The sequence below is a fragment of the Paenibacillus oceani genome (genome assembly GCF_014705615.1).
Lineage (GTDB): Bacteria > Bacillota > Bacilli > Paenibacillales > NBRC-103111 > Paenibacillus_AB > Paenibacillus_AB oceani.
This window is the reverse complement of the sequence record NZ_JACXJA010000027.1, coordinates 77,741-91,445: the sequence shown is the minus strand read 5'-3', so window position 1 is coordinate 91,445 and position 13,705 is coordinate 77,741. Positions and strand designations below refer to the sequence as shown.

The 13,705-nt window shown below is 55.1% G+C and carries 9 protein-coding genes; 3 read left to right on the top strand and 6 right to left on the bottom strand.

The features are described from left to right. Positions 1–78 precede the first annotated feature (78 nt). Positions 79–1,449 (top strand): adenosylmethionine--8-amino-7-oxononanoate transaminase, encoded by a 1,371-nt coding sequence (bioA, locus tag IDH45_RS19530; RefSeq protein WP_190929804.1) that lies wholly within the window; start codon positions 79–81, stop codon positions 1,447–1,449. 122 nt (positions 1,450–1,571) lie between these two features. On the opposite strand, the gene IDH45_RS19525 is transcribed toward bioA, so the two are convergent. Further along, the gene (locus tag IDH45_RS19525) at positions 1,572–4,037 is read right to left on the bottom strand and encodes an O-antigen ligase family protein (protein ID WP_190929803.1); all 2,466 of its coding nucleotides are present in this window, start codon (positions 4,035–4,037) and stop codon (positions 1,572–1,574) included. Positions 4,038–4,357: 320 nt separating this feature from the next. Between IDH45_RS19525 and IDH45_RS19520 the strand changes: the two genes are divergently transcribed. Together IDH45_RS19520 and IDH45_RS19515 are read left to right on the top strand one after the other, a co-directional pair. Then, complete coding sequence (locus tag IDH45_RS19520; protein ID WP_223836803.1) at positions 4,358–5,560, top strand: DegT/DnrJ/EryC1/StrS family aminotransferase; 1,203 nt, start codon at positions 4,358–4,360, stop codon at positions 5,558–5,560. Continuing rightward, positions 5,553–6,887 carry a neutral/alkaline non-lysosomal ceramidase N-terminal domain-containing protein gene (locus IDH45_RS19515; protein WP_190929802.1) on the top strand — a complete coding sequence of 445 codons (1,335 nt, stop codon included), beginning with the start codon at positions 5,553–5,555 and terminating at the stop codon, positions 6,885–6,887. The genes IDH45_RS19520 and IDH45_RS19515 overlap by 8 nt, the downstream gene beginning before the upstream one ends. 62 nt (positions 6,888–6,949) lie before the next feature. Here IDH45_RS19515 and IDH45_RS19510 read toward each other — a convergent pair whose 3' ends face one another. From IDH45_RS19510 to IDH45_RS19490, 5 genes are all read right to left on the bottom strand, one after another. Further along, positions 6,950–8,563 carry a response regulator gene (locus IDH45_RS19510; RefSeq protein WP_190929801.1) on the bottom strand — a complete coding sequence of 538 codons (1,614 nt, stop codon included), beginning with the start codon at positions 8,561–8,563 and terminating at the stop codon, positions 6,950–6,952. After that, positions 8,556–10,475, bottom strand: a complete 1,920-nt coding sequence (locus tag IDH45_RS19505; protein ID WP_190929800.1) for a cache domain-containing sensor histidine kinase — start codon at positions 10,473–10,475, stop codon at positions 8,556–8,558. Before IDH45_RS19505 ends, IDH45_RS19510 begins: the two co-directional genes overlap by 8 nt. Positions 10,476–10,506: 31 nt before the next feature. Beyond that, positions 10,507–11,283, bottom strand: a complete 777-nt coding sequence (locus IDH45_RS19500) for a carbohydrate ABC transporter permease (RefSeq protein ID WP_190929799.1) — start codon at positions 11,281–11,283, stop codon at positions 10,507–10,509. Positions 11,284–11,354: 71 nt separating this feature from the next. Further along, the gene (locus IDH45_RS19495; RefSeq protein WP_190929798.1) at positions 11,355–12,248 is read right to left on the bottom strand and encodes a carbohydrate ABC transporter permease; all 894 of its coding nucleotides are present in this window, start codon (positions 12,246–12,248) and stop codon (positions 11,355–11,357) included. Positions 12,249–12,320: 72 nt separating this feature from the next. Further along, on the bottom strand, positions 12,321–13,631 hold the full coding sequence (locus IDH45_RS19490) for an ABC transporter substrate-binding protein (protein ID WP_190929797.1): 1,311 nt from the start codon (positions 13,629–13,631) through the stop codon (positions 12,321–12,323). Positions 13,632–13,705 lie beyond the last annotated feature (74 nt).

Below are 13,705 nucleotides of genomic sequence, written 5' to 3'. Positions count from 1 at the left end.
GCCTTGGGATATGATGAAGATAGCTAATGGGCTGTACCGGCCCCTCATTCCACAGCAGGCAAGCCAAGGAGGATCAACATGACACCGGCAGAGAAGCGCGAGCTGTTACATAAAGACCGGGAACGGGTATGGCATCCGTTCACCCAGATGAAGGACTACGCCGAGCGGGACCATCTGCTGATCGAGAAAGCGGAAGGACTCTACTTGTACGACGCTGACGGCAACCGGTATTACGACACCGTCTCGTCCTGGTGGGTAAACGTCCACGGACACGGGCATCCCCGGATCAAGCAGGCGATCGCCCGTCAGCTCGAGGACACCGACCATATCATGTTCAGCGGGTTCACCCATCGCCCCGCTATCGAGCTGGCGGACAAGCTGATCGAGATCGCACCGCCGGGACTCGGCAAAGTGTTTTATTCCGACAACGGTTCTACCGCCGTCGAGGTCGCCTTGAAAATGTCGTTCCAGTATTGGCAGCACGTCGGCCGTCCCGGAAAAACGAAATTCGCCTTTCTCGAGCACAGCTACCACGGCGACACGCTTGGCGCGGTTAGCGTAGGGGGCGTCGATTTGTACCACGCGACGTTCCGGCCGCTGTTGTTCGACGCGTACCGAGTGACAGCCCCGCGCATCAGCCGCTGGGAGAACGGCAGCCCGACACCAGAAGCGGCGGAGCATGGCGTGGCCGAAGCGCTCGAAGCGGTGAAACGGCTGTTCGAATCGTCCGCGGACGAGATTGCCGGCTTCATCATCGAGCCTATGGTTCAGGCGGCCGGCGGCATCCTCATCCATCCGGCGGCTTATGTAGCAGGAGTGCGTGAGCTGTGCACCCGCTACGAGGTGCACTTGATCGCCGACGAGGTCGCGGTCGGCTTCGGCCGGACCGGAACGATGTTCGCCTGCGAGCATGCGGGGATCACGCCGGACTTGCTGATCTTGTCCAAAGGGCTGACCGCCGGGATTATGCCGCTTGCCGCCACTTTGTGCACCGACCGGATCTATGAGGCGTTTTATGACGACTACGAGACGATGAAAACATTTTTCCACGGACACAGCTTCACCGGCAATCCGCTCGCCTGCGCCGTTGCGCTGGAAAGCCTCCGCTTGTTCGAAGAGGAGCGCGTCCTGGAACACGTCCGAACCATATCCGAAGCCCTGCGCGGGCAGTTGCCCCGCTTCGAGCCATTCCGGCATCTCGGCAACATCCGCCAGCTCGGCATGATCGCCGCGTTTGATCTGGTTCAGGACACGGAAACCGGTAAGGCGTTTCCTTCTTCCGAACGGAGAGGTTACCATGTTTACCTTGAGGCGCTGAAGGAAGGACTCATCCTGAGACCGCTCGGAGATACGATCTATTACTGGCTACCTCACTGCACGAGCGAGGAGCAGCTGCACGATATTGTCGACCGGACCTGTGCCGTATTGGAGCGATTAGGCTACCGGTAGACGGATCGCTACCGCATACCGGTAGCCTGCGGCGGAACTCCCGTAAAGCCCGTCCCTCCCCTAGACAAAACCTCCCTTCCACAAAACGTGGCCTGGGAGGTTTCGTTTTTCATCCTTTCAGCTTACTGCCAGACTGTCGCAACCAAATTCTCAATTTCCTGCTTTTCTTCCGGATAACGGGCCGTGAACCGGTCATACAGCGCCTGATCGGCCTTCCCCGTCTTTTTTAATGCGGCTAAATACCAGCGCGTACCGGGTTGGTAGATCGATTCGTGAAGCTTCTCGTCGGTAGTCCCCATTAAAAACGCCACGGCTTGCTCGACTTCCCCGCGAACGAAATGAAGCTGCCCGAATTGGAGCCCGAGCGTCGGCGTCACATAAAACGGATCGCCCGGATTTTGCCCCTCAGGCAAAGTCTCCAGCTTTTTCATCCCGGCCAATATGTCTTGATGCAGCTCCAGCGCCGCCGACCAGTGTCCGTTCATGATGTCCTGTTGCCCGGCTTGACGGGCTCGATCCCCTAACTGAATATGCAAGGAAGCCGCCCTTTCATACATCGCGATGACCCAGGGGTGGTCCCGCAATCCTGCCTGGATCAGCTCCAACGCATCCTCCAGCCGGTTTTTCTGCATATAATGCTTGTACTCGGCTTCGAATACGACCCGGTCGTAGGGCTCCGTCGCTTTGATCGACTTCAGCCAGCGGGAGGCGTCTTCATAATACGTCTCGTTGCCGGACTGATCGTACACCTGTCCCATAAAGTCCGTTCTCGCCAGCACATAGGAAGGATTGTCCGGCTGAAGCCCCAGCGCCTTGTCGAGCGGCACGAGCACCTCTTGAAGCGACTTGCCCTGCTGGGCCAGCTGCAATGCTTTATAAAATTCCCGGTTCGCCTTCCAATGAACGGCCGACAAGATCAGGAACACAACCGCCACCACACCGACAAATGCCGGGGGAACGAACCTGCCTTTCCGTTCCGCCTGTTTCATCCAACGCCACGTTACCGGCTGTCCGAATCCCGACGCCATGCCTCCCAGGCTTAGAAACACAAGCGCGGATATATACACATAACTCATCTCAAAGTCCATCATACTGTGGAATAAAATCGCCACCACGACCGCGTAAAACAACAAATTTCGTTCCCGATCGTCCGAACCCGCGGCAAAATAAGATTTGGCGAACCGGTAAAAAATCGAGCCGATCAACAGCAGCAGCAGCAAAAGCCCGAATATCCCGGTCTCCACCATATATTGCAGCACAAAGCTATGAACCTGATTAATCGTGTACGGGTTGTTCGCATATTGCGGATATAAGACCGACCAGGCATTGCCGCCAGCGCCGAATACGGGGTAATCCGCGAGCGACTTGAACGTGTCCCGGTACATCGTAAACCGCTCCAGCACGCTATGCTGCTGCAGGTTAATGCTGTCCACCCGTTTGCCCAGAGCTTCGGGAAGCAGCTTCGTAACCGAGGAGCCGCCGGCTAACAGCACGACACCAAGAACGATTCCGACTATAATTAGGCCGGGAACGTACAAGTTCGACCATTTGGCGGCGGATACCCGGCTCAATCCCCGGTCCAGATAAGGCATGACAAACTTATGTACAAGCACGATCACCGCACTGGCGGCTATCGACGCGATCAGCAGCAAGCTCCATCCGCTGAAGGACAGAGGGTCGAAGACCGACAACGTCTCCTTCACCTTAAAATCAGGACCCCGCCGCTCCAGCATCAGGTTAGTCACTTCCATAGCGACCGCCTTGAGCTTGTCGGTAATCAGGAAGGAAGCCGCGCTCCCGATCAGCAAATAGGCGAAAAATCGAACTTGCTTCGCAAACGACAGGAACGGCAGGAACGCCAGCATAATAAACGGGAGCATGACCAAGCCGCCGCGCGATAAAGTCAAAAAGAAAGACAGCAGCACCGGAACCAGCATAAAGGCGTGAACGGCCGTCACATACCACCGGCGCGACACCACGATCAGGTACAAGCCGCATAAAAGAGGAATGATCAGAAATCCGGCATACGCGTTCGCGTACTGGAACACCGCTGTAAGACGCAGCCCCTCTCCGGTCAACATTACTGCATCCTGGGAATACACATTGCCGAACATGTTCAGCACACAAAATCCGACTACGGCATAAGCGGACACTACGATTCCATATTGAATCACCGAATTGCCGGACCGTTCACGGGCGAAGAAGAGACCGATCAGGAAAAAGAAAGCATACATGATGTGCAGCAAAATATAGTTCTCGGCGTGATGCCGGGTTGCAGCGGAGAGTAACGGCAGTACAAAACTAAGCGGGACGCACCAGATCGCCACGGCATACCAGTCCCGAACTTCATCCAGCTTCCAGCGGGTAAACAAATACAAAACAATCGGAAGCGACACCATCGCAGTCCAAAGCATCGACGAATAAATCGGCCCCTCGTATTGGACGGTTGGACCGTAAAAAAGCCCGGTCTGATAGGGTGCGATAAACAAAAACATGAGCACGAAGCCGATCACGATCCAGTACAGGACGGAATGCTGGCCCTGCTGCTCCATCCTCTTCCTCTCCAAATGGTACTGATTGGTTTTCACACCCATAGGTTCCTCTTTTCTCCCGCCATTATTTCTATTACTAAGGCAGCACGACATCCAACGTTAAAAACAGACAGTAACTGTTCTTATTCGACATCTTTCCTTATTTTCCTTTATATTCCTATGGATTGACCCATACAAAGAAATCCCGCAGACGCAGGCCAAGGAAAGCGACCGTCAAACACCCCGAATCAGATAGCCGACGGTCCTTATATTCCGCCGGATCGTACCTTTTTCCAACCCGACCATACCTTTCTGCATTCACAGCGCCAAACCGCTGCATGTATGCTAGAAACAGACTTGGAAGGGGGAATACAACCATGATGAAATCAGGATCATTAGCCATTCACGGAGGCCAGCCCGTACGGACGAAACCTTTCCCGGAATGGCCGATTTTTGATGAGACGGAAGAAAAACTGCTGCTGGAGGTGTTCCGCTCCGGCAAATGGGGCGGCACCGGGCGGATCAAGCTGCCGGCCTTCGAGCAGCAATTCGCCAACCTGCATGGCGCGAAACATGCCGTTTCCGTCGCAAACGGAACCGTCGCGATTACGCTTGCGTTGCAGGCAGCAGGCATTCAGCCGGGCGATGAAGTGATTATGCCCTCCTATACGTTCATTGCAACAGCCACGGCTACGCTGCTCCTGGGGGCGATCCCGGTATTCGTAGATGTGGAGGAAGAGACGCTGCTGTTGAATCCGGAGCTGGTCGAGGAGGCTATCACCCCTAAAACCAAGGGGATCGTGGCGGTGCATATCGCCGGGGCGCCTGCGAACATGACCCGGCTGCGGGAGATCGCGGACAAGCATGGCCTCGTTCTGATGGAAGACGCGGCACAGGCGGTCGGAGCCAGCTGGGAAGGCCGGGGCGTCGGCACGCTTGGCGACGTCGCGACCTTCAGCCTGCAGTCCAGCAAGAACATCAACGCCGGAGAAGGCGGCGTCATTTTGACCAACAGCGACCGCATCGCCGATATGGCCTGGTCGCTGAGCAACTGCGGACGCATCAAGAACGGAGCCTGGTACCAGCATGAGCATGTCGGCTGGAACTTCCGGATGACGGAGTTCCAAGCGGCGATCGGCCTCGGCCAGCTGTCCCGACTTGGGCAGCAAAACGAGACGCGGGAACGTAATGCTGCCCGCCTCTCCGAGCTGCTGTCCGTTATCCCGGGAATCGTCACGGTGAAGCGCGATCCAAGAATAACGACTCATGCGTATCACTTATATATGTTCAAGCTGGACCCGGCATTAGCTGCCCGGATCGAGAAGTCCGATTTTATGGAGAAACTGACGGCCGAGGGCGTTCATGCGAATCCGGGCTACATCCCGCTGCACCTGAACGAAGCGATCCTCAACGATTCGGCCAAACGATCCGGAACACGCCAGACGTACAGTTGTCCGGTAACAGAACGGATGTGCACGCGCGAGGTCATCTGGCTGCATCAGAACTTGCTGCTCGGAACGGAAGCGGATGTAGACGATATCGCCCGGGCCATAGCGAAGGTGGCAGACTCCTATGCTTAAAGGGGCAGACGGCTTTGCTCTGAGGCTGGGGACGGCCAAGCTCGATATTACACCCCGGCAGCCTATGACGCTCGCGGGATTCTCCTCCCGCTCGGGATCGTTCGAGCATGTGGCTCAGCCTCTGTTCGCCCGGTTTTACTGGTTCGAGCAAGCGCGGCTCCTTTCTTACGATAGTAACGCGGCCGGTCCCGCCTCTTCCCGGCCGGTGCTCCTCGTAACCGCAGACTTGATCTGCTGGGGCACGGACCGGATGCCGGGACTTAGACGCAAGCTGAAGGAGCGCTTCGGCTTGGAGGAGCGCTCGATTATTATGCATGCTACGCATACTCATTCCGGTCCCCAAACTTCGGCGCAGCTGTCCAAGGTGATCGGCACGCCTTCGCCCGAATACTTGGATTGGCTGGAGGAGCAAGTACTGGAAGGCGCCGCCCGGGCGGCGGCGGATGCGGAGACCGTCCAGGTTCGCCGCGGCGCGGGAACGTGCGGGATTAACGTGAATCGGCGCAAGCTGGTGGAAGGACTCGTGCGAGGAGAGCCGAACGAGCTCGGTCCCGTAGACCGGGACGTGACCGTATTTGCATTCGCAAGAGAGGATGGCTCCCTCAAAGGGGTGCTGACCCACTATACCTGCCATCCAACAATCAGCAACCGCAACGAAGTATCCTCGGAGTTTTGCGGAGCGGCGATGGACCGGTTGGAAGCCGAGCTTGGCGGGGACGTGATTTGCGGGTACTTGCAAGGCTGCACGGGAGACGTGCGCCCCCATCTGGTTCAGGACGGCAAGTTCGTTTACGGCGGCGCGCCGGAAGTCAGACGGATGGGTGATCAGTTGTTCGACACGATCCAGGCCGTACTTAAAGGGGCCATGCGCCGTTTGCCCCTTTCCCTTGTCTGTACACGACAAGCTTCAGTTCCGTTGAAGCTGCAGCCCTTGCCCTCCGAGGACATGCTGCGCGGCTGGCTGCACCACGAAGATATTATGGGAGAATGGAGCGGAACTATGCTTCATAACCCGGACCGGTTTCGCAGTCCCGTGCTGCTGGAGCTGACGTACGTCCAGCTGGCCGAAGGGCTGAGTTTCCTGGCGATGAACGGGGAAGTCGTCATGGAGTACGGCTTGTTTGTCAAGGCCCATACCGCCGGGCAAGTGCTTCCCGTCGCTTACAGCAACGGGATGATCGGTTACGTCCCTACGGCGCGGCAGGTTCACGAAGGCGGCTACGAAGGGGCTACTTCATTCCGTTATTTCAATCTGCCGGGGCCGTTCGACCCTGGGATCGAGACTGACATCCAGCAAGCTATAGCCGCATTGATCCGAAATCCGTAACCCCCGTCATTGTAATAAGACCTCCAACCTGCACCATGACGGTGAGTCTGGAGGTCTTCTATTCAAACGGTTCCGAGCCCCATCGCATATTCTGCAGGCGTCGTGCCGGTAGCAGACTTGAATACCCGGCTGAAGTAAGCAGGGTCCGAATATCCTACCTTCTCCGCCACTTCATAGACGAGATGCTGGCGGGTGCGAAGCAGCTCTTTGGCCTTTTGGATGCGGTAAGCCGTTAAATACGTCATGAAGCTGACGCCCTTCTCCTTCTTGAACAGAAAGCTGAGATAGTTCCGGGTGACATGAAGCTGCTTGGCGAGATCGGCGAAAGAGATGTTCTCCTGATAATGCTTTTCTACATACTCGCTAATTTTATGAATGTACCCGTCCTGCCGATACGCGTTGTATTGGTGCTGCATCGCAAGCAGCAGCTCACGAAGCAATTCCCGGACTGCCGATAAAATCGTTTCGACGGCACGGGTGTGGTAAATGTCTTGTACGGTTACATGCAGATTGGCGGGCAGCGGGTGCTCCTCTGGCAGCAGCTCCAGCATCATCCGGCTGATCAGCGACACGCACAGATTTTGCACATAAAACAGGGGCGGCTCCGATTGCAGCACATCCGCCTCGATCAGAGACCACATCTGCATCGCTTCCTGCGATTCGTGGTTCCGGATATAATCGACGAGCAGTTTCACTCTTTCCAGCGAGTAGTCCGGCACGTAATTTTGCACACGCTTGAACTGCTCCGCCGTCCCGATTTTGTTGGAGCCTTCGTATTCGATCCATTTCAGACTTTCCAGCGAATCTTCATACGACAACGGGTAGTCCGATGCATGGCCGATCCAGCGGCCGATCCCCACGTTCAGGTCGATGGCAAGCTTGGATGTCACTTGCCGGATCAGCTCCTCCCCCAGCCGTCGGGCATCCGAGAGCGCTTGTGAGCTATCCGCATTGGGCAGCAGCAGGATTAACCGGTCCTCCACATAACGAAGCGTATAGGCACGTATATTCAATTGCCCGCTTAGTTCCTCCATGATATTAACGGTGGAGTACTTGAACAGCTGCCAATCCTTCTCTGTGGCGGCACGCCCGTGAATCGGCCTGTACAGCGCGATGCTTAAGGCGATAGCGCCGGTCAAGACCGCCCGGTCCAGTTCATAAAAGGCGAGAACGCCGGCATCGGGCTCCGTTCCGCTTCGCCCTCTCGTCACCAGGTCGAACAGGAATTGTTCGCGAAGAATCGGCACATTCCTCTTCATCTGCTCGACAAATTGGTCCATATAGGCGCTTCGTTCCGAGGCGGCGTCAAGCTCGGCTACCGTTTCCTCCAGCGCCTCTTGAATCTCGGTGAATACAGCCGGCTTGAGCATATATTTCGCCACTTGCAGATGCAAGGCGCCTCGCGCATATTCGAATTCATCGAACCCGCTCAGGATGAGAATTGGCACATCGGTGTCGATTTCCCGTATTTTCGAAGCGAGCTGAAGCCCGTTCATCCTGGGCATGTACACGTCGGTCAGCACGAGATCCGGCCGTTCCTTCTGGTATAGCTCCCAGGCTTCCCATCCGTCCGAAGCGGTAAATACTTTACCGACGCTCAGCCGCTCCCACTGGATCATCGCCTTTAACCCTTCCGTGACATGAAACTCATCGTCCACAATCAGTATTTTACGCATCAGGCCTCGTCCCTCCGGTCTTCACATACGGTGCGACATCCTCTTGCGAGGTCAGGACAGGAAGCGTCAGCTCGGCGCGAACCCCTATCTGCGAATCCGTCCGCTTCTCTTGGCACCTCTCGTCGTGCGCTCCCGGTTCCTCTTGCCCATAACCCCCGGAGTCACGGCTCTCGACCTTCACGCCATATTCGCGGCCGAAATACAGCTGGATGCGCTGCATGACGTTGCCGATGCCGTAACCGCTGTTCCCGTCCGCATCCGGCTTGCCTCCAGTCGCTTGCGGAGCCAGGGACGCCTCGTGCTGCATGCCTTTGCCATTGTCTTCAATACGAATACGGAGACTGCTGCGCCTGGAACCCTTTACCTCCCAAGCTTGAATCGTGATGGTCGGATGTACGGTATCATGGCCGCCAAACCCGTGAATGATCGAGTTTTCAATAAAAGGCTGCAAAATCAGTTTCGGAACGAGATAACGCTGCAGATCCGGCGGCACATCGATCCGATAAGCGAATTTATCTTTAAACCGGGCTTGCTGCAGATCCATATACAAAATGCAATGCTCCAGCTCTTCGCGCAGCGGAATGAAGGTTCTCCCTTTGCTGAGGCTAATCCGGAACAACTTGGCCAGCTTGGTCGACAGGACGCTGATTTCGCTTACGCCCCGGGTTGCGGCCATCCAGTTGATCATATCGAGCGTATTGTACAGAAAATGCGGATTAATCTGCGACTGCAGCGCGGCGAATTCGGCTTCCCGCTTGGCCCGATGTTCTTCCTTCAATTGCTCGAGCAGGTCATGGAGCTGAACGTTCGTCCGGTTAAACGCCACCGAGAGCAGCTTGAACTCCAAAATGTGGTTGTTCTCTCCCATACGCACGTTGAAATTCCCTGTCTCCATCTGCTTAAAGCCGCTTAACAGCTCCGGGAGAGGACGAATGATCCGGCGCGATAAATAGAAAGCGACGGGAACGGACAGCAGCATCCCGAAAAGTCCTACGAGCAGCACCATGTTGCGGATCGTATACACCGGCCGGTACAGCACGGTGGTCGGGATCATCTCCACGACTCTCCACTGTGCATGATTCGGCCGGGAATACATCATCAGATACGCTTTGCCGTTCTGATTTACTTTGCGGTAGCCCTGATTCTGATCCGTCTGCAGGTTGGTGTACCAAGCCTGCTTGGCAGCCTCATGCTCCAATAAAGCAGGAGCGGTGTTCGTTCCCGTACGGACCGAGATGAGTCGTCCTCCGCTATCCAGAATGAAACGGATGCTCTCTTGATTCATGTCATCCGTCTGGAATATTTTCGCCAGTGCTTTCTCAATCACATTCACTTCCAGATAACCGGCCACAGCTCCATTGTACGAGTATACTTTGGACAAAAACGTAATGACCGGCTGCTGGTTGTATAGAGCGGTCGTATCCGGGTGCGAACCGATCCAGATCGAGTCCGCCGCCTCCAAGCGGATCATGTCCGGGTATACCGGCATGCGGTCCAGCGGCAGAACCCGGTCTTTCTCACTGTATGGAATATCGTTGTACATGCTGCTGTACACCACAATGCTGCTGATGAACGCTTTGGAGTACAGGAAGCTGTTGATGGTCGTATTCACGTTTTGCCGGCCGCGAATCGCTTCGAATACACCGGCGGATTTGCCCGATAACAGTTGGAGTAATTCCGGGTGGGTGGAGATCGCCAATCCGGTTTCTTCGATTTCCCGAAACTGGGCCGTGAGCTGCTTCTGAGCTTCATTCAATAGTTCCAGCCGAACTTGGCTTGTGTGCTCGGTAATGATCTTGGACACCCCGTAATAGGCGATAGCCAGCGTTAGCAGCAGCAGAATACCGGTAAACGCCAGGAAGACGAGCAAGAGCAGTGGGCGCAGCCGCCAATCTTTCATCCATGAACCCATCCTTGTCCCCCACCTTTACGGAGCTCCCGAATTAGCCTTTCAGTCCGGTAGTCGCGATTCCTTGAACCAAATACTTCTGACACGTCAGGAAGAAAACGAAGCTTGGTACCAGAGACAAAACCGACATGGCCAGCATGGGACCCCACTCGCTCTTGCCGCTGCCGTCGAGAAAGAGCCGGAGTCCAAGCGGCACTGTGTACTTGCTGACTGTATTAATATAGATCAATTGACTGAAGAAATCATCCCAGGTCCAAATAAAGCTGAAGATCGCCGTCGTAATGATGGCAGGCACGCACAGCGGCATTACGATACGCCAGTAGATCTGGAACGTATTGCACCCGTCGACGATCGCGGCCTCGTCCAGCTCCTTCGGAATCCCCCGGATGAACTGCACCATCAGAAACACGAAGAACGGAGCCGCTCCGAGGAAATGCGGCACGGTTAACGGCAGGTACGTATTCACCCACTCCAGCTTGTGAAACAGCACATACTGCGGGATGAGCGTTACTTGACTCGGCAGCATCATCGTCATTAGCATAAGCGCAAACCATAACGATTTCAAAGTAAAGTTAAGACGCGCGAAGGCAAAGGCAACCAAGGAAGCGGACACGATATTGCCGACGACGACCAGAAACGAGATCGTAAACGAGTTGCGCAGGAAGATCCCAAAATCCAGCCGTGGTATAGCGTTCCATCCGAGCTTGTAGTTGTCCCAGAACCACGTTTTCGGCAATAGGGACACCGAGGAGAATATTTCGGCTGTCGGCTTAACCGAACCGAATACCATCCAGAAGACAGGGTACAGCATCAAGAGGCTCCCCACCGCGAGCAGGACATGCAATAAGATTCGACTGGCCGGAAATACAGCGGCTTGTCTCATTATTTATCTCCCCCCGATTCGTAGTGAACCCATTTTTTTGAGGTTTTGAACAAAATAGCGGTGAAAATGCCGATAATGACAAGTAAAATCCAGGCAAGCGCGGACGCGTAGCCCATCTGAAAATATTTGAATCCTTTCTCGTACAAATAGATTGCATAAAACAGCGTAGCGTCCATCGGACCGCCCTTCGTAACGATAAACCCTTGGGTGAACACCATAAATCCGCCGATTACCTGCATAACGAGATTAAAGAACATCACCGGCGACAGCATGGGCAACGTAATACGGAAAAATTGCTGCACCTTCCCTGCTCCGTCGATGGCCGAAGCTTCGTATAGATGTTCCGGGATTTGCTTCAAGCCCGCCAGGAAAATTACCATGGAGGAGCCGAACTGCCAGGTGGCCAGTGCGATTAACGTATAGATCGCGTAATCCGGGTTGCTGATCCAGATCGGCCCCTGCAGGCCGAACATGCTGAGCAGGACATTGACGACTCCCGTCTCTCCGAAAATTTGACGCCACATGATCGATACGGCCACGCTGCCGCCGATCAGCGAAGGCAAATAATAGAGACTGCGGTACAGGCCGATGCCGCGAATATTACGGTTCAGCATCATCGCTACAAGCAGGGCGGCCAACAGCTTGAGCGGGACGGAGAGGACAACGAAATGAAACGTGACCTTCAACGATTGCCAGAACCGCTCGTCGGCCGTAAAAATCTCTTTGAAATTTTGCAGGCCGATCCATTCGGACGGCTGCAGCAATTCAAAACGCGTGAAAGATAAGTACAGGGAACTAATCATGGGCCATAACGTGAACAGGAGCAGACCCACCAGCCATGGCAGCATGAACAGATAAGCGGTCGTGTTTTGTCGGAGCAGTTTACCTTGCATGGTACGAGCCTCCTTGATCTTGGTGATGAAAGGTACCGCGAATCGCTATCGCGGTACCTCCCGGGGAATGCATTATTTCATTTTGTCCAGGATGGCGTTCGCTTTGTCCATAAACTCTTTGGCGCCCTGCTCCGGCGTTTTTTTGCCGAACTGGATCTCTTGAGAAGTCGTACCGAGCAGTTGCCTGACCTCGCCTGCGCCTTTCGGATCAATGACGTTAATCGGCTTCGCTACCTTGGTAACCTTGTCTACGAAGTCGAACTGCTTCTTATCGAGATCGTTCAACTGCGGCTTCAAAGCCTCGCGGATTTTGCCGGATACCGGGACACCGCGGTTGGCACCGAGAATTTTGCCCGCTTCCGGATCGTTCAGCATGAAATCCATCAGCAGCGCAGCTTCCTTCGGATATTTGGTTTTGGCATAAATCGACCAGTACATGGAAGGCGAGACAAAGTCCGCATCCATGCCTCCGCTTGCCTTAGGAATGAACGTCATTTCAAGCGGACGGTTGGCCAGCGTCGAGATGGAGCCGATCTGGTTCGAAGAGAGCAGGGCGAACGGCGTTTTGCCCGTTACGATCGGATATTTCTCCAGCGGCGCTCCGAAGTAAGAAGCGGTCTGCTCCGGAGTCGAAGCCGCGCCTTCCTTCCTCAGCTTCTCCCAGTAGTTGAAAAACTCAGTCAGCGCTTCGGTCGTGAAGCCCAGCTTGCCGTCTTTGAAAAACTCCATCCCCTTCTGTCTGATGAAATATTGCAGCATTTCCGGGGAGCCGCTGTCGTTTGTGACGCCTATTACGTCTTTGCCAAGCTTCTCGGTGACTTGTTTCGCCGCGGCGGCCAGATCGTCCCAAGTCATGTGTTCGGGCAGCTTTACGCCAGCCTTAGCGAGCATAGCCGGATCGTAGACGTAAGATTGCGAGTTAATGCCGGCCGGGATCGCATATAGCTTGTTGTTCAGCTTGCCCGTACTAAGCGTGCTTTCATCGATATCACTCAGCTTGATGACTGTTCCGTCCAGCGGCAGCAGCGCTTGCCGGTTCACATAATCGTTGATGTAAGCCGTCGACATCTGAATAACGTCCGGTGCCGACCCTCCGCCCACTTGTACGGACAGCTTGTCCCAGTAGCCGTCGAATCCGGAATATTCCGGGGTTACTTTTATTGTAGGATTTTTGTCTTCGAACAGCTTAATCGCTTTCATCGTCAAGTCGTGACGGTCCTGCGATCCCCACCAGAGCACGCGAAGCTCCACTGTTCCGCCGGATGCATCCGGCGTCTTGCCGGAAGCGTTATTAGTATCGTTGGAGCAGCCGGTTAGTGCGACAGCCCCCATCAACAAGCTTAGTCCTGCGGTTGACAACAGACGGCCTGATCTTCTTTTCATGCGATGACTCCCCTTCTTGTCTCAAGTTGTTGGAAGCTAAGGTGCCGGTTCCAATTACTCTCATCATAGCGGAC